Genomic DNA, 16,996 nt, shown 5'->3' with positions numbered 1-16,996 from the left:
CCGCCCGGCGGTCCCTCGACAACCGAAGAATCCTCGACAACCGAAGCATCCTCGACGACCGAAGCATCCCCGACGAGCGCAGCACCCTCGACGAGTGCAGAATCCCCGACCACCCAGCCCTCGATGTCCACGCCGACCGTCACTCACCAGCCGTCGTCGACCACCCCGTCCGAAACACCCGCCACGCCAACCACAACCAGCGCACCCGAGGGCTCAAAAGCGCCCACCGGCGTGGCGCCGAGTGCACTACTTCCTCGGCCCGCCGCTGAGGGGCGCATTTCGGCCGGGGACACCAGCGCCGACCACACCAACGCCGCCGACACCAGCGCCGACGACACCGGCAACCCGGTCGACACCTCGGCGCCGGTGCTGCTGATGTCCGCGGCGGGTGCCGCACCCGAAACCGTGGCCTCCGAGAGCACGAGCACCGATGACATCGGCACCACGCGTTCCACACCCGCGGGCCTGCTGGCGGTGGCGCAGAGCGCGCTCGTCGGTTCCGCGACCCCCACGAACAACGATCCGCTCGGTTCGCTTCTCTCGTTGTTCTCGCTGCCTCGCGTCGTCGTCCCGAGCTTTCCCCCCGATCTCGACAATCCCGCCTGGGTGGCCCAGTGGAGAGCCTTCGACTCGTCTGTCGTCGTCTGGGTGCCCGGCGCGTCGGCCGTCCTCGGCCGGGTCAGCTTGGCAATCGATGCGTATCTGTTTGTCCGGGCGGTGGAGAACCACGACGAGCCGGGCGTCGCCGACGAGATCGGTTACCTGTCCGGCGACGTGGTGACCATCTACTTCGGCCGTGTTGCGGGAACCGCCGTCGGCTATGTGGTGCACGCTTACGTCGCCCCGACCGTCGCCGAGTGGATCGTGGCCCTCTGAATCCCGGTAGGCACGACTGAAATCGACCTCCACCGAAGCGGCGTTGCACCCAGAATTCTCCCAGGTTGTGCCGATACGGTGGCGCGGTGAGTTCCGTGTCCACCGCAACGCCGCGGTCCACCGCAGCCCCGCGCCGTCTGTCGGCGCCGCGTGCGGGTGCCGTGGTCGCGGCCGTGGCGGCATGTGTGAGCGCTGTCGTGATCTTCGTGATCGCGGTGCGGACCTCTACCGGACAGTACGTCGATCAGCGCGTCCTCGAGTACGCGCGCGAACTCCCGTCGGTCACCCCGATGCCGGTCGGGCTGCGCGTGCCGATCGTGTCCAATCCGCTGCTGTGGACTCTGGGTGCGGTGGCGGTCGTCGCTCTCGTCCAGTCGGGGACCATCCTTTGCCGCCGGTCGCCGAGCGGTTGGGGCCGGCGGGCGTCGTCGACCGCACTGCTGTTGTTGTTCCCGCCGGCGGCCATCCTCGTTGTCCGCGCCCTGCGTGACGGCCTGCCCCGTCCGCAACTGCACGAGTGGATCGCCGAGACTGCGAACTCCGCGCCCAGCGGGCACGCCGCCGCGGTGACGTCGTTGGTGGCCGTGCTCGTCCTCGCCGCCCCGCCGGTACTGCGGCCCGCGGTGGCCGCGATCGGCGGAACATGGTCGGCGGTCATCTGTTTCGGGCTCGTCGCCTCGGGCTGGCATCGTCCGGGTGATGTGCTCATCTCGGCCCTGCTGGTGGTCGGGGCCGCAGTCCTCCTCCCCGACCCCCACCGCGCATCCACCACCCCGATGCCCCGCGGCACATGGATCGCGGTGGCCGCGGTGATCACTCTGGCGGCGCCCACGATCCTCGCCCTGTACTACCCGCGGCCCGAGCAGGTGGTGATCGCGGCGGCGATCGCCTTGGGGGTCGGACTCTCACTGGGAACCCTGGTGGGCGTCACCGACGGTGCGCGCTCTCCGGCGCGGATGCGCTCGTTAAGCTGGGGGGGTGTCCGACACTCCGATCACGTTGTACCCCTCGGGTTCGAGTTCGATGCTCACCAAGGAGATCGTGTGGTCACGAGGGACTCCCGCCCCTGACACCGCGGCGGACGCCGTGTCGGCGACGCCGGGCTCCGATAGCGGCGAGCCGCTCGACCGGGACCAACTGACCGCGCTGGCGATCGGCGCACACATGTCGCTGGCCCACGGGTGGGCGCACGACACCCTCGACATCCCCGCCGACGCCGCGGCGGCGCGCCGCGACATCGACCAATGGTGGGGCATCAGCAGCGGCGCCGATGCGCGCAAGGTGATCGGCCTGCTGCTCGACGGAATGCACAGCGCGGCCTACGAGGTGGCCTATCCGCTGGTCGATCAGGTGGTGAGAAAGGCCGACGGCCACCAGCCGAGCGTTCACCGCGAGTTCCTGCGGTTGCGTGCGGCCACCCGTGGCCTGTACCCGGAGTACTGGGCCGACGCCTATGACACCCTGCTGACGCTGCGTACCTCGAACACGCTTCGCGCTTCGTATGTGGACGCGGGATTTCCGACGCACGTCCGATCGTGGGATCTGGGGCGAATCCAGTTCGTGGTGCGCACAAGCCTCAAGGCCGGCCACATCGAGCGCGACGAATGCTGGCCGATGCTGCTGGCGTCGCTCTCGTCGGCGCGCGGCTATTACGCGAACTGGCGGCAGTTCGCCCACGGCGTGGTCATGGGACGCGCCTTCTGGATGGCGGGCCAGGCGATGCCCGACGCCAAGGACGCCGCCCTGCTCGCGGGCAACTGGGTGAATGCGCTGCTCGCGCGGCCCGCCAGTCCGTGGCGGCTGTTGTCACTCCGTCCGGGGGAGGAAGAGTCGCTCCAGGGCGGCTGAGACCGCCTGCTCGTCGAGCACACCGGCGTCACGGGCGTTCTTGAGCGCTTGATAGCGGCCGAACTCCTCGAGTACGTCATCGTCGGTCGCGGATTCTCTGCTCGACTGCCCTTCTTCGGCGAAGTCGCGGGTGCGCCAGTAGACGCGCTGATTCACCCGCTCGATCGCCTGCCGGCTTCCGACGAAGATCTTGGTCCACGCCTCGTAATCGTGCAGCGCCAGAATCCAATTCCCGTTGTCTTCGCCCCCGTTGGCGATGTCGAGAACCGCGAGCAACGGAATCTCGAAGGCATACCCACCCGAGGTCGAATCGACGTGGACGATGCGCTGCGTGGTGACCGCCAGGTGGCCCCACGACCCCCGGATCCACGCGCGCTCGACGGTGAGCACCAATTCGTCGTCGCGCAGGTAGGACACCAGGCGCCGCCCATCGGCCTCGAGGTCGCGCAACCACCACATGGCGGCGGTGATGTCGGGTCGCGAGGTGGACGGCAAGCCGAAACTCGCCGCGCACCGCGGATCGCGCGGTTCGGTCGGCACCAGGGGGGTCTCGGTCCGGGGTGACTCTGTCATCGGACTCGACAATAGACGGCATCGCACCGCGCCACGTCGCCACCGTCGATCATGCGATGCACTCGTATCGAATCGGACAATCGCGACCAAGTTCGCATCGTCTGCACGCGGGTGAATTCCTTCCTAAGGTAAAGCAGGGTTAACCACCCGTAACCGGATTGCCCGCCACCCGCGGGCATCCGTCATCACGTGTACCTGCAAACCATCCGGGTACCGCACGCACGATCCCGCACCCATCGGGTTTCAGCGAAAGGACGACCGCCACATGGCCACTACCCAGGAAACTTCGGCCGGAGAGACACCGAACTCGCTCGGTTCGAACCTCAAACCCCGGCACATCACCATGATCTCGATCGCCGGAGTGATCGGAGCCGGACTCTTTGTCGGTTCGGCCAATGCCATCGAGAAGGCGGGGCCCGCCGTACTCATCTCCTACGCGATGGCCGGCGCCCTGGTGGTGCTGGTGATGCGGATGCTCGGTGAGATGGCCACCGCCAACCCCGACACCGGATCGTTCTCCGTGTACGCCGACCGCGCCCTGGGCCGGTGGGCGGGCTTCTCGGTGGGGTGGCTGTACTGGTGGTTCTGGGTACTCGTGATCCCGGTGGAGGCAACTGCAGCGGCAGCGATCCTGACCGACCTGGTTGGTGGTGCTCAATGGATTTGGGCGCTGGCGGTGACGTTGCTGCTGACCGTCACCAACCTCGCGAGTGTCGGCAACTACGGAGAGTTCGAATTCTGGTTCGCGCTCATCAAGGTGGTCGCGATCGTCGCGTTCATCCTCGTCGGTGTAGCCGCGATGCTCGGCTGGTTCCCGGATTCCGAGGTCAGCGGCATCAGCCACTTGTGGGAGCCGGATGGCTTCATGCCCAACGGCTTCGGTGCGGTGATCGCCGGCATGCTCATCACGATGTTCTCGTTCATGGGCACCGAGATCGTGACCATCGCCGCGGCGGAGTCACCCGAACCCGAGAAAGGCATCACCAAGGCGGTGAACTCCGTGATCTGGCGGATCTCGCTGTTCTATCTCGGTTCGATCTTCGTCATCGTGGCGCTGATGCCCTATAACCAGCTGGAGAACGGGTCATACCAGTCGGTGCTGCAGGCCATCGGGATTCCCGGGTCGAAGGTGATCATGGACATCGTCATCCTGACGGCGGTGGCCTCATGTCTGAACTCCGCGCTGTACACCGCGTCGAGGATGCTGTTCTCGCTGGGCAGCCGCCACGACGCCCCGCAGGTGGTGCGCACGCTGACCCCCAATGGCGTGCCGTGGGTGGCGGTGCTGCTGTCGATGGTGGTGGGATTCCTCGCGGTGATCGGCAATTATGTGTTGCCCGACAAGATCTTTGCGTGGCTGCTGGCCACCAGTGGCGCGATCGCGCTATTTGTGTACCTGACGATTGCGGCCAGCCAGTTGGTCCTGGGCCGCACACTGCGCCACGAGGGTCATCGGCCGCCGGTGCGCATGTGGCTGTTCCCGTATCTGACCGGTGCGGTCATTACGTTCATCCTCGCCGTCCTGATCCTGATGATCTTCGACAACAATCAGCGTCAGGCGATCGTGTTCTCGGCGATCTCCGCGGTCATCATCGTCGCAGCCGGGATCGTCGTGCAGCGTCGCAGCAGCGATCCGCACCCGGTGGCACCGGTCGGCTGACCTCGTCATTCGGACGACGGTCTCGCCGACACGCCGACCCGCTCGTACAATCGAGCTATGGACGGTCCGCGAGATCGTCAACCGGCACCCTGGTCGTATCGGCCGCCGATCACCACAGGTGTGGCACTGACCATCCGAAAACATCCGGTCAACTTCGGGATCGGCATGCGCCCGTACGTGATGGTGGACGGATGGCAAATGCCCAGCGCGCGTTGGGGTCTCAACGTGATCCCGTTGCCGCCCGGCCCGCACCGGATCTACGTGCACATCCCGTCGCTCTCCGTGAACGACGTCGGGCTGTACAAGATCGGGCGCGCCGAGACGTGGGCGACGGTGTACCCGAACCGGATGACCGAACTCGAGTACCGGATGCCGCTCTGGATGTACCACTACCGCGGTGCGCTCAGCCCGCCTCCCCAGCAGTACAAGGGCGTCGCCGTGTTCGTGGTGGCCAACACCATCGGACTGACTCTGTTGTTGCTGTTCCTTGTCGCCGTGATCGTGTCGCTCGTATGACGAGCCGGATCCTGCGGGTGAAGGACTCCGTCGCGACCACCCGCCCACGTCACGCGTCGGCGAGGGCCGCCGGAGGACGGCAGCACGTCTGGCAGGCCCCGAACGTGCGCCGACATCGCACTGCTTTGCGATGTCGGCGCCCCCGACAACTCGGTCCGAAACCCACACTTCTGATACCGTCGGTATCGAGTCTATGTCCCACAATGGTCCCGTGACGCAGAATTCGTCAAGCTCCGCCGACCCGGCTGTGCCGATCCGACGTCGGCCTCGGCGCGATGACGTGCGCAACGACATCCGGGCCGCGGCCCGCGAGGTGTTCCTCGAGCAGGGCTATGCGGGCGCGTCGCTGGACGCGATCGCCAAACGGGCGGGTTTCTCCAAGGGAGCCGTCTACTCCAACTTCGCCGGCAAGGGCGATCTGTTCCTGGATTTGGCGGCGTCGCTGTTCGCCGAACGATCCGAGATGCTCACCGCCGCGGGACAGGTCCCGGTCCAGACCACCGCCGACCTGGAATCGGCCGTGCACGGCCTCTCGGTGACGCTGCTCAAATCGGTCCGCGACGGGTTTCGCAGCAATGTGCTCTTCGCCGAGTTCCGCGCGGCGTGCGACCGCGATCCGGAACTCCTTGTTGCCTACACCGCACTGCGCACGCGGCTGGCCGATTCACTCGCCGACGCGGTGGCGCAGACGGCGACTGCCCGCGGACTGAAACTGACGGTGCCATCGCACGACGTCGCGGTGCTCGTGCTGGCGGTGATCAACGGGCTCTCACTCGAGCACGTCGGTCACGAGAATGAGCGGGTGATCGAGGCGGACACGCTCACCACGGTGCTGATGTCATTGATCACGCCGGCGTAGCCGCGGCGTCGGTCAGTTTCCAGGCCGCGCCCGCCTCCTGTTGCGCCCAGAATTGCGCGAATCTGCCGCCTGCTGCCAGCAGTTCGTCGGGTGAGCCGCTTTCGACCACCCGTCCGTCGTCGAGCACCAGAACGTGGTCGGCGCGGCGGATACCCGGGCGACGGTGGGCCACGATGATCCTGGTCCGCTCGCGACGCTCGGGGGTGAGGGCATCGTCGGTGTCGGAGAGGGCGTCGACGATGGCACGTTCGTTCTCGTTGTCGAGTGCGCTGGTCGCCTCGTCGATCAGTAGCACCGGAGCGGGTTTGAGCAGTGCGCGTGCGATGCTGACGCGTTGACGCTCACCGCCCGACAGCGCCGACCCGCCCTCGCCGACGCGGGCGCCGAGTCCGCCGGGCACGCGGGCGGTGATCTCGTCGACCCGCGCGCTGGTCGCCGCGGCGGATGCGCGCTGCGGCGACGCGGCCGGATCGCCGGCGAGGATGTTCTCCTCGATGGTGCCGTCGAACAGGTACGGCTCCTGGAACACCACGCTGGTCAGGGCGCGACGGGTGTGCAGGTCGAGGGTGGACGCGTCGACGCCGTCGATGAGGATGCGGCCCGCGGTGGGTTCCTGGAGTCCGGCGATGAGCGCAAGGATGGTGCTCTTGCCCGAGCCGGAGGGACCGATGACGGCGGTGGTGGTACCTGGTTCGACGACGAGGCTCAGGTCGGTGAGAACGGGGCGGTCGGGGTCGCCGTACTGGAATCCGACGTTCTCGAATTCGATGCGCGGCGCGCGTGGGCCGTCGGGCAGCGCGGCGACGCCGTCACCGACGGCGGGTGCGGCGAGCACCGCGCCGATCCGGCGCAGCGTGAGCCGGGTGGCCTCGAGGCCTGCTCCGAGTTCGGCCAGCGATGTGAGCGGCTCGATGTAGCGCACCGCCACCACGATCAGGGCGACCGCCTCGGCCACCGACAGCCGGTCGCTCACCGTGAGCCAGACGGTGGTGACGGCGAGCGCGAACAGGACGAGCTGGCTGACGACGGAGAACAGCACCTGCCCGGGAACCTGCAGGGTGAGCAGCCGCAGGGTGGCCGCGTGCTGATGGGAGATCGCGGCTTCGGCCAGGCCCCGCTCGGTGCCCACGCGGCGGGCGACGCGCAGCGCGGGCTGGGTGCGACCGAATTCGATCACCCGTTCGGTGAGGTCGACGTTGGCCGCGTCGACGGCCTCGTCGGCGCGTCGGCTCATGGCTGCCGAACCCCACAGGGCGACGAGCATCACCGGCACCCCGGCCAGCGCCACCAGAGCCAGTTGCCACGAGATGCCCAGCAGCGCAACGGCGATCGCGATCGGCAGCAGGATGGCGCTGAGTAGCGGGACCACCAGGTAGACGACGACGCCCACCAGGTCGGGGCCGGTGGCGGCGATGGCTTGGCGTGCGGTGGCGGTGTTGCCGGCGGTGAACCAGGTGAGCCGGACTCGTGAAAGACGTTCGGCCACCGTGTGTTGTCCGCCGTTGAGCAGGCTGAAACCGAGGTCGAAGGAGACTCGGGACGCGGCCCAGTCGACGGCCCATCCGAGCAGGGTGGCCAGGGTGAGTCCGCCGAGCCAGCCCAGTGCGGCGCCGTGGCGGCCGTCGACGAGTGCGGCGATGAGCGGGACGAGCAGCACCACACCGACGGCGCGCACGATCACCGAGATCACCGCCAGCACGCTGAAGGTGCGGACGGCGGGTTTGCTGCCGTCGAGCAGGAGGGTCAGCAAAGTGCGCAGCGCGTTGGTCCGCGGGGCTGGGTTCGTCATCGGGAGACTCCTGCGGTGGTGGCGTCGGGGTGCGGCGCGGGGTGCTCCGTCGATTCCCATAGCTCTCGGTATCGCCCGGACACAGCGAGAAGGTCAGTGTGCGTTCCGCTTTCGGCGATGCGCCCGGAGTCGAGCACCACGATGCGGTCGGCGTCGACCACCGTGTGCAGCCGGTGCGCGATCACCAGGACGGTGCGGTCGGCGGCCAGCCGGCTCAGCGACTGTTGCACCAGGTACTCCGATTCGGGGTCGGCGAAGGCGGTGGCCTCGTCGAGGATCAGCACAGGGGCGTCGGCGAGGAGGGCGCGGGCGATGGTGAGTCGTTGGCGTTCGCCGCCCGACAGCGCGGCGTCGGGTCCGAGTTCGGTGTCGTAGCCGTGGGGCATGCGGCTAATGCGGTCGTGGATGTTCGCGGCGCGCGCGGCCGCCTCGATGGCCTCGCGCGGCGCGTCGGGGACGGCGAGGGCGATGTTCTCGGCGACGGTACCGGTGACGAGCTGGGTGTCCTGGAATACGAAGCCGATGTGCCGGTAGAGCTCGTCGGAGGTCATCGCGCGGATGTCGCGGTGGCCGATGCGGATGGAACCGGCGTCGACGTCGTGGAAACGGGCCAGCAGCGCGGCGAGCGTCGACTTGCCCGAGCCGGAGGGTCCGACCAGCGCGGTGACGGTGCCGGGTGCGAGCTGCAGCGAGATGTCGTGCAGGACGGGGACGTCGGGGCGGTATCCGAAGGTGACGTGGTCGAAGGTGACGGTGTCGGGTTCCGGGGTGTCCGGTTGTGGCGTGTCGTCGCGGGTTTCGAGTTCGGGTTCGTCGAGAGTGTTCTGGATGTCGCGGGCGGCGGTCATACCGGTGCGCAGCCCGGCGAGGCCGTATCCGATGCCGAGGAGTCGTGCGCCAAAGGTGGTGCCCAGCAACAGGAAGGGCAGCAGGTCCACCGGGGCCGCCCACCCCCAGATGACGAAGAATGTGCCGACCGCCGCGATGAGCCACAGGAATGTGGTGGGTCGGGTGACGAGGTCCATCAGGGTCTTGGCCCGGATGAAGGGGCGCTGCCAGTTGTCGAGGAACTCGATGTACTCGTCGAGGTTGCGGCGGAAGCTCGACGACATGGTGCCGCCGAACACCCGGATCACCGGCTGCGCCTCGAGATACGACGCGGCCTCGCCGTTCATGCGGTCAACCCACTTCTGCGACAAGGGGATCTTGGCGCCGGACTGGATCATCATGCGGTACATGGTGAGGATGTAGGCGAGGACGGGAATGAACAGGAACAGCGCGATGCCCCAGTCGACGGTGAAGAGGTAGATCAGCACCGCGATGGGTGCGACCACCGCGGCCACCGCGTCGAGCACCGCGTGGGTGACGAGGTAGTGCAGCGAGAGGGTGTTGTCGGCGACGAGGGTCTTGATGGTGCCCGCGTTGCGATCGGTGAACCAGCCCAACGGAAGTCGGGAGAGTTTGCCGATCAGTCGTTGTCGCAGATCGCGGGCGAAGCGTCCGTCGACGGCGTGCAGCCAGGCCAGTAGGGCTGCGTCGAGCAGGGCGCCGGCGACGAGGAAGATCAGCGCGAGGATGCCCACGGTCCACAGTTGGGCGGTGTCGGCGCCGGCGAGGAGTCGGCGCGCGAGTTCGACCAGCAGGACGTACGGGGCCAGCTGCACCAGGGTGACGACGGCCTGCAGGATGCCGGCCACGATGAGGGTTCCCTTGAGGGGAGCCAGGAGTCGGCCTGCGGCGGCGGACCGCCAGCGGCTGGTGGTTTCGACAGGCTCAACCAGCGGGGGGACGGGCTCGGCCGGCGACGAGGGCGGCTCGGCCGGCGGGGGGGTGGTTTCGACAGGCTCAACCAGCGAAGGAACGGGCTCGGCCGGCGGGGGGGTGGTTTCGACAGGCTCAACCAGCGGAGGGACGGGCTCGGCCGGCGACGAGGGCGGCTCGGCCAGCGGGGGGGTGGTTTCGACAGGCTCAACCAGCGAAGGGACGGGCTCGGCCGGCGAGTTGGGGGCGCGTTCCTTGCCCATCGCCTTGCCTTGCGCCCAGTACGCCTGGACGTGGGTTTCGGCGCGGGGGAAGCCGAACTCCTTGAATCGTTTGCGAATCTCCTTGAGAGAGTTCGACTCCGGTCCCGCCCAGGCGTACCAGTCCGACCAGTCCCGGGCTTCCAGCGCGGTGGCGAGCGATGCCGCGTCGGCGCGATGCACCCAGTGGACCCGCAGCCGCGGGTGGGTGGCGAGCGGGAGCTCGCGGTCGGCGGGCTCGTGCTCCTCGAGGTAGAGCTCGATGGGTGTCTGCGCGGGTACCGCCGGGATGATCGAATTGATCGCCGGTATGGAGGCGGAGTCGCCGATCAACAGGTAACCAGCCGGTCCGTCGACGGTCGGGATGTCCAGCGCCATCGAGCTCATGTAGACCATCGAGAGCGTCTGGCCAGGTTGTGCCTGCGTCGCCCAGCTCGATGCGGGGCCGGCGGGTTGGTGCAGAACGAAGTCGATCGCGAAGGTCCGGGCGTCGGGATCGCATTCGGAGAAGGTGTAGCCGCGCTGGGATTCCTTGCCGTCGTCGTGCGGAAACCACCCGCGAACCCACGTGGTGGGACCCGCGACCACTTCGTCGAACAGCGTGTCGGAGTGGAAGCGGACGCGGATGCAGTGGCTGGTCACCGATTCGGTGCCGGTCACCGTCGCACTGTGGTCGCGCGCGCCGAACGCGCGCATCATCGCCCCCGAGAATCCGCGTGACATCGATGCCTCCGATCGTCGTGTCCGCCCGGCTCACACCGACGTTACGAAGGCTAACCTAACAAATCTGTCGTGCCACCGGCAGCTCGGTGAGTGCACGCCGACTCTGCCCGAGCCTGTTACCGCGTCGGGCGAGGCTCCCGATCGTGGACGTCGCCGTCGTCGGGTAGCGCCACGATGCGCAGCGCGTCCTGCAGTTTGCGCGCGGTGACCCGCCACGCTTCCTCCTCGTGGCGGCATGCGGCGGCTTCCTCCGGGTCGCCGGCGGCGTCGGCGGCGCGCGCCGACTTCATCCACTCGAGGTACTGCTCCTGGGTGGTGCGGAAGTACCGCAGGATGGCCGAGCGGTCGAAGCGGCAGATGGTCGCGACGTCGTGCGCGTCGAGTGACTGTCCGTCTTCATCGAGGACGATGAGCGTCTGCAGCTCGTCGGGCAGCTGATCGTCGTCGGTGCTGGTCGGTTCGGGTGCGTCGGCCCCCTTGATCGCGGCGACGATGTCGGGTGCGGCGTCGTGCATGAAGCCGAGCCAGCGCGCGAGCGCCGACACCAGGTTCTCGCGGCAGAACGCACGCATCTCGACGGTGAGGAACACCATCACCGTGGACTGATGCAGGACCAATTTGATGCCGGTCCAACCGACCGCCTCGGCGGCGATGAACTCGGCGGCCGCCGCAGCGTCGGGCACCTCGTCGACGAGCGTGCCGAAGAACTCGATCGCCGGGTCGTCGGCCATGACGTGCAGCCACGACCGGAGCTCACCCGTGGGCAGCGGGATGTCGCCGTCCTCGTCGAGCACGATGGTGCCTCCGGCGATCTCCTCGAGAGCGCCGACCACCAAGCGCAGCAGGTGATCTCGCGATTCGGGGACCACACCGATCGAGACGACCGGTTCCACCGGCGCGGGCTCCGGCTGCGCGAGGAACGCCGGGTGCACCACTTCCCAGATCTCGCGAAGCGCGGCGACGGCGACCTGCGCGAGCTCGTCGACCCGCCGACGGGAGACCTCGTAGATGGTCCGGCCGTCACGCAGAACTCGCCAGCCCGCTTTGCCCGCGGCCTCGATGGGCGTTGGGGACTCGCCGGGCGCCGAGAGCAGATCGACGGTGCGGATGGTGGCGCGCAGGCGGTGGGCGCGTGTGGCGGTGAAGGTGAGGGTTGCGTGCGAGCCCTCGTGGACCTCGCGCGACTGCTCGACGACGACCTCGTCTCCGGGTTCGAGGCCGACGAGGCGGTCGGCGAGTTCACCACGGAAGGTGCGCCACGCACCCTCGACGGAGGTATCGAAGTCAATGTTGGCCATGACCTCCCCCTTTCTGCGTCAGGCGTCCACCGGCATACCGGAGAATCACCCTTTCAACTGCAGATTAGGCGCATGGTCTGACAAATCGGGTCACGCGCCCAGAGGTTGGATCACGAGTAGGCGAACTGCCGCACGCCACGGAACACCTCACCCCTCTTTCAACGCTGTCAGTGCTGCTCGCGTGTACCGAGCGGTGAGGTGTCTCTGTCGTGGCCGTCAGTAGAAGATGCGGTGGTTGAACTCGGTTCCTGTTCTGGCGCAATGGTCTTCGTAGAGGTGCACGAAGCTCCAGATGTCCATCGTGTTGTTGAGCGTGTCGTCGTCGTTGAGGAACTCGATCGAACCCTCGATGGTGAAGTAGATCTCGGTGTCCGCGAACAGGTGCAGGGTGTGGATGGTGCCCGGGCTCTCGCGCACGTAGTCGCCGGGGGTGGCCATCCAGTCGTATTCGAAGTAGTGCCACCTGCCCTTGGTGGTGACGGCGGCGACGGCACCGCGATGGCGATGCTTGCCGAGCATCGCGTCCTCCGCGGAACGCAGTCCCACCACGAACTGCCCGCTGCGGTTGTCGGCGCGCAGCATCTTCAGCTCGAGAGCACCGACCCACGGGAACCAGGGCACCTCGTCCCCGGAGACGTAACGATCCTCGGCCGCATAGCGTTCGACAACGGCCAGTTCGGCGCGTTCGAGCTCGGTGAGGTTGCTGACGTTGCCCGGATTGGTGGCGGTGACCGACATGGTGAACTCCTCTGAAAACGTAGATTCTGGTGCTGGTCGCCCGGTGCGTGGGCCGCCTCGCGACGACGGTGACCATCGTCACTCTGCACTGGCATAATGGCGTCGGCCACTGGGCATCTTGTTCAAAACTTGTACAATCAACAGTCGCGCTGACCCCGCCGACAACGCAGCCGCCCTTACCATCGCCGGGCCGGAAGTCAGCGGGAGGTGAATATGCCGTCGTCCACACACGGCGATCTCGATCGGCCGATCAGAACCGACATCGTCAAGTCGTGGCAGCGTTCCCGACAGAACGGGGTCGACGTCGCGCGGCTCGACGTCGCGCGGACCGACGTGGATTTCGAGTCCGGCTTCATCGCTGCGGGCGCCCCGGTGCTGTTGTCGATGACCGATCTGCTGGCGGGAACCTCTACGTCGTTGGCCCTCGCGGACCCGTCGGGAGTGGTGACCTGGCGTTGGGAATCGGATTCCAGGATCACCACGTTGCTGGATCGCTCCGAGTTCGAGTTGGGGTCACAGTTCGCCGAGCAACAGGCCGGCACCAACGGAATCGGTCTGGCGATCGCGGACCGTCGGCCGGTGACCGTCATCGGCACCGAGCACTACAAGCAGTTGTGGCACGACTGGGCGTGTTTCGCAGCACCCGTGGCCAACCCCATCACCGGTCAGATCGCGGGATTGGTGAACATCGCGTGTCGGGTCGAGGACGCCAACCATTTCCTGTCGGTGGCGTTGCGGTCGCTCGCATCCGGAATCAGTTCCGCCATAAGAGACTCGGCCACGCCGCGGCAACATCAGCTTCTCGACATGTGTCTGCGATTCCGGTCCGCGACGACGAGGCCGGTCATTGCGCTCGACGCCGCGATGATGCTCGTCGACGACAAGGTGGCGGCCCTTCACCTCGATCGTGCACGGGTCTGGTCCGCCGTTCTCGAGGCGGGACCGCACGCGCGTCGAATCACGCTGCCCGGCAACCTGACTGCTGACATGTATCGGGTCGCAGATCAGTCGCTGTCCCATGGGGTGATCCTGATGCTCGCCGGTGGTCCGGCGACGCTGTCGTCGGGTCCCGACCTCACGGCGCACGACCCGGACGCCCTGCCGTCATCGTTCGCGCCGGGTAGCCGGCTGGAGCGGGCGGAGGCCGACGTCATTCGCGACGTGCTGCACGAATGCGACGGTAATAAGTCGGAAACAGCTGAGCGACTGGGTATTTCGCGCGGAACGTTGTACCAACGCCTGCGTCGGTACCACATCGACGGCTGACGAGTGTGCAAAGTTTGCACAGTCGTCGGAGAGAGGACTCCTTTCCTCCGGAGCACGAACCACGATGGCGAGCAGCGCCACAAGGCGTGTGTGACCGTAGAGGAGTAGCCCATGTCGACGTTTGCCAAAGAACTCTTCGCCGGAAAGACCGCGGTGGTCACCGGCGGGACATCGGGATGGGTGCGGGTACCGCGCGATACCTCGCCGAACTCGGAGCGAGTGTCTACGCCGTCGGACTCGGTGCCGATGAAGCCGGCTTTCCCGACGGCCTCGACGTTCAGGTCCGCGAAGTGGATGTGACCAACGATGCCGATCTGACCGGGCTGTTCGCCGAACTCGACGCACTCGACATTCTCATGCCCGCCGCCGGAATCAGCATGGGTGAGCGCGAACTGGAATGGGGACCGTTCAACAAGGTGCTCTCGATCCAACTCGCCGGGGTGTACCGCACGATCCAACTGGGGCATGACCTGCTCGCGAAGAACGGCGGATCGGTGGTGAACGTCGCGTCGATGTATTCGTTCTTCGGTGGCGGCACACGTGCCGCCTACGCCGCGGCGAAGGGCGGAATTGCGCAGCTGACCCGCTCCCTCGCCGAGGCTTACGCTCCCGACCACATTCGAGTCAACGCCATTGCTCCCGGCTGGATCGACACGCCGCTGCTGGCGCCGTTGAAGGCCGACGCCCAACTCAACGACCGCATCCTCTCCCGCACACCGATGGGCCGTTACGGAGCCCCGGAGGAGATCGGCAAGGTCACCGCATTCCTGTCCTCGGATGCGGCGTCGTTCATCACCGGGGTGGTGCTTCCGGTCGACGGCGGCTACTTGGTGACCGGCATCTGATCGAAGCAGCACGTATCGGCGTGCCGGTGAGCGGCTTCGTCGTCGAATTCGGAAACCGAAAACTGACCGGCGCACGCTCCGGGTGCACACCGCTCACGATCCGGTTGGGATCGCAATTGCGTCGTGAGAGTCGACGCGGGCGTCGGGGTCGGTGTTTACCGTCGGTGTGATCCCGGGGCTGGGCTGCGCGTGGCAAGTATGAGGTACCAAAAAGGTCAGGCCGCGCTTCCGCGGCCTGACCTTTTGTAGCGCTCTGAGCTGACCGCTCAAATGGTGGGCGAAGGGGGACTTGAACCCCCACGTCCCGAAGGACACTGGCACCTGAAGCCAGCGCGTCTGCCATTCCGCCACTCGCCCGTGGCCGCCGATCGCTCGGCGGGCATGTCGTCGGCCATGGGAACGACCAACGGACTGCAGAACGATAGCAACAATGGCCGGGCGATGTAAAACTCGACGCCAGCGGTTACGTGAACGCTGCTCGAATCGGTAAACGCTCTGGCTGCAGCCTCAGCGTATTCAGATTCGTGCCGCGTTTACCGAGTGATCGCGGCATACACCGGCGTGATACGTGTGTTGCAGAAGGTGCAGCAGTTGCTTGGAGGCGGCGTTAGCCGTCAGTATCGGTATCATCATTCAAGGTCACATGCACGGCGACACGCCACGACGAGAGTGAAGGGGGTCGACCATGGGCATCTTGCAACGATTCGAGCGCAAACTCGAAGGTGCCGTTGACGACGGCTTCGCTCGCGTTTTCGGTGGTGAGGTCGCCCCGCAGGAGATCGAGAACGGTCTGCAGCGCGAGGCGGAGGAATCCCTCGAGGACCTCGGCGACGGCGCGATCCTGGCGGCCAACAGCTACACCTTGCTGTTCAGCCCCACCGATCACGACCAGATCGCGGCCGAGTACGAACTCAACCGCAGACGGTTTTCGAAGCACCTGGAAAATTTCATCAAGGACAATGGGTGGCAGACCTATGGGAAGGTCGTCGTAGAGTTCGACCAATCGCCGTCCCTCCACACCGGGATGTTCCGAGCGCGTGGAACGGTGAACCCCGATGCCACTCCGCGGTCGGCGGACCAGAAGTCCACACCCGCCGCTGCCGCAGCAGAACAACAGTTGCAGACGCACACGAATGCACCCCGAGAAGTAGGAGCACCCGCCATGACCCACAACCCCGGATATGACCAGCGGCGGGGTCCCGAGCCCGCATACGACGACCGGGGTTACGGACAGCAGCCCGGCTACGACTACCCGCAGGGCTACGGCCAGCAGCCTGCCGAGCAGGCGCCTCAGGGTTACGGGCAGCAGCCCGGCTACGACTACCAGCAGGGCTACGGCCAGCAGGGGTACCCGCAGCAGGGTCAGCCCGGCTACGACCAGGGTTACGGCCAGCAGCCGGGCTACGACTACCGCCAGGGTGGCTACGGGCAGGGCTATCCGCAGCAGCCCGGTTATGACCAGGGCTACGGCCAGCAGCCCGGCTACGACTACCAGCAGGGCTACGGCCAGCAGGGCTACGAGCAGCCCGCCCCGCAGGGGTACGGCTACGACCAGGGTTACGGACAGCAACCCGCTTACGGCTACGACCAGAACTATGGTCGTCCCGGCGGCTACGCCCCCACCGCCATCACCCTGATCCTCGAGGACGGCAGCAACCGCACCTTCCAGTTGCGCGAGGGCTCCAACGTGATCGGCCGCGGTCAGGACGCCCAGTTCCGGCTCCCCGACACCGGCGTCTCACGCCGTCACGTGGAGATTCGCTGGGACGGCAGCACCGCCATGCTCACCGACCTCAACTCCACCAACGGCACCACCGTCAACGACGTCCAGGTGAACAGCTGGGAGCTTGCCGACGGCGATCGCATCCGCATCGGACACTCCGACATCACCGTCCGGTTCCAGTAAGGCTTCATCGGGCGGACCTGCGGCGTTGCTCGACATCTCGCCTCGTCGGCGGGATGTTGATGCGGAACTGTCACATCT

At 66.9% G+C, this 16,996-nt stretch carries 14 protein-coding genes and 1 tRNA gene; 9 read left to right on the top strand and 6 right to left on the bottom strand.

Translation table 11 applies throughout. The features are described 5' to 3' along the window. Positions 1 to 123 precede the first annotated feature (123 nt). From ACWDTD_RS15525 to ACWDTD_RS15515, 3 genes are all read left to right on the top strand, one after another. Positions 124 to 876, top strand: a complete 753-nt coding sequence (locus tag ACWDTD_RS15525) for a hypothetical protein (RefSeq protein ID WP_449748019.1) — start codon at positions 124 to 126, stop codon at positions 874 to 876. Between the two features lie 86 nt (positions 877 to 962). Beyond that, positions 963 to 1,946, top strand: coding sequence for a phosphatase PAP2 family protein (locus ACWDTD_RS15520; protein ID WP_449748018.1), 984 nt, complete (start codon positions 963 to 965; stop codon positions 1,944 to 1,946). Further along, a complete protein-coding gene (locus ACWDTD_RS15515; protein WP_449748017.1) occupies positions 1,918 to 2,724 on the top strand; it encodes a DUF1266 domain-containing protein in 807 nt (268 codons plus the stop codon). Before ACWDTD_RS15520 ends, ACWDTD_RS15515 begins: the two co-directional genes overlap by 29 nt. Here ACWDTD_RS15515 and ACWDTD_RS15510 read toward each other — a convergent pair. After that, a complete protein-coding gene (locus tag ACWDTD_RS15510) occupies positions 2,683 to 3,297 on the bottom strand; it encodes a hypothetical protein (protein WP_449748016.1) in 615 nt (204 codons plus the stop codon). The genes ACWDTD_RS15515 and ACWDTD_RS15510 overlap by 42 nt on opposite strands. A 265-nt stretch (positions 3,298 to 3,562) precedes the next feature. On the opposite strand from ACWDTD_RS15510, the gene ACWDTD_RS15505 reads away from it, so the two are divergent. The 3 genes from ACWDTD_RS15505 (at position 3,563) to ACWDTD_RS15495 (ending at position 6,332) form a co-directional block, all read left to right on the top strand. Continuing rightward, positions 3,563 to 4,957 (top strand): amino acid permease, encoded by a 1,395-nt coding sequence (locus ACWDTD_RS15505; protein WP_449748015.1) that lies wholly within the window; start codon positions 3,563 to 3,565, stop codon positions 4,955 to 4,957. 57 nt (positions 4,958 to 5,014) lie between these two features. Next, positions 5,015 to 5,473 (top strand): hypothetical protein, encoded by a 459-nt coding sequence (locus tag ACWDTD_RS15500; RefSeq protein ID WP_449748014.1) that lies wholly within the window; start codon positions 5,015 to 5,017, stop codon positions 5,471 to 5,473. Between the two features lie 211 nt (positions 5,474 to 5,684). Further along, positions 5,685 to 6,332 (top strand): TetR/AcrR family transcriptional regulator, encoded by a 648-nt coding sequence (locus tag ACWDTD_RS15495; protein WP_449748013.1) that lies wholly within the window; start codon positions 5,685 to 5,687, stop codon positions 6,330 to 6,332. Here the strand turns inward: ACWDTD_RS15495 and ACWDTD_RS15490 are convergent. The 4 genes from ACWDTD_RS15490 to ACWDTD_RS15475 all read right to left on the bottom strand — a co-directional run bounded on the left by ACWDTD_RS15490 (position 6,319) and on the right by ACWDTD_RS15475 (position 12,901). Further along, positions 6,319 to 8,121, bottom strand: a complete 1,803-nt coding sequence (locus tag ACWDTD_RS15490; RefSeq protein WP_449748012.1) for an ABC transporter ATP-binding protein — start codon at positions 8,119 to 8,121, stop codon at positions 6,319 to 6,321. The genes ACWDTD_RS15495 and ACWDTD_RS15490 overlap by 14 nt on opposite strands. Beyond that, the gene (locus ACWDTD_RS15485) at positions 8,118 to 10,865 is read right to left on the bottom strand and encodes an ATP-binding cassette domain-containing protein (RefSeq protein ID WP_449748011.1); all 2,748 of its coding nucleotides are present in this window, start codon (positions 10,863 to 10,865) and stop codon (positions 8,118 to 8,120) included. Before ACWDTD_RS15485 ends, ACWDTD_RS15490 begins: the two co-directional genes overlap by 4 nt. Before the next feature lie 116 nt (positions 10,866 to 10,981). Then, entirely contained in the window at positions 10,982 to 12,163 is a 1,182-nt protein-coding gene (locus tag ACWDTD_RS15480) for a T3SS (YopN, CesT) and YbjN peptide-binding chaperone 1 (protein WP_449748010.1), read from the bottom strand. A 216-nt stretch (positions 12,164 to 12,379) separates the two neighbouring features. After that, positions 12,380 to 12,901 (bottom strand): 2,4'-dihydroxyacetophenone dioxygenase family protein, encoded by a 522-nt coding sequence (locus ACWDTD_RS15475; protein WP_449748009.1) that lies wholly within the window; start codon positions 12,899 to 12,901, stop codon positions 12,380 to 12,382. Positions 12,902 to 13,114: 213 nt separating this feature from the next. On the opposite strand from ACWDTD_RS15475, the gene ACWDTD_RS15470 reads away from it, so the two are divergent. Together ACWDTD_RS15470 and ACWDTD_RS15465 are read left to right on the top strand one after the other, a co-directional pair. After that, positions 13,115 to 14,167, top strand: a complete 1,053-nt coding sequence (locus tag ACWDTD_RS15470; RefSeq protein ID WP_449748008.1) for a helix-turn-helix domain-containing protein — start codon at positions 13,115 to 13,117, stop codon at positions 14,165 to 14,167. Positions 14,168 to 14,343: 176 nt separating this feature from the next. Next, on the top strand, positions 14,344 to 15,012 hold the full coding sequence (locus ACWDTD_RS15465) for an SDR family NAD(P)-dependent oxidoreductase (RefSeq protein WP_449748007.1): 669 nt from the start codon (positions 14,344 to 14,346) through the stop codon (positions 15,010 to 15,012). Between the two features lie 271 nt (positions 15,013 to 15,283). Here the strand turns inward: ACWDTD_RS15465 and ACWDTD_RS15460 are convergent. Next, positions 15,284 to 15,369 (bottom strand) — tRNA-Leu (locus ACWDTD_RS15460). A 328-nt stretch (positions 15,370 to 15,697) separates the two neighbouring features. On the opposite strand from ACWDTD_RS15460, the gene ACWDTD_RS15455 reads away from it, so the two are divergent. Then, positions 15,698 to 16,918, top strand: a complete 1,221-nt coding sequence (locus tag ACWDTD_RS15455; RefSeq protein ID WP_449748006.1) for a DUF3662 and FHA domain-containing protein — start codon at positions 15,698 to 15,700, stop codon at positions 16,916 to 16,918. Positions 16,919 to 16,996: the final 78 nt, after the last annotated feature.

The organism is Gordonia sp. NPDC003425, from assembly GCF_053588635.1.
The sequence above is the reverse complement of the archived record's forward strand: the minus strand, read 5'-3'. Positions and strand labels throughout refer to the sequence as shown.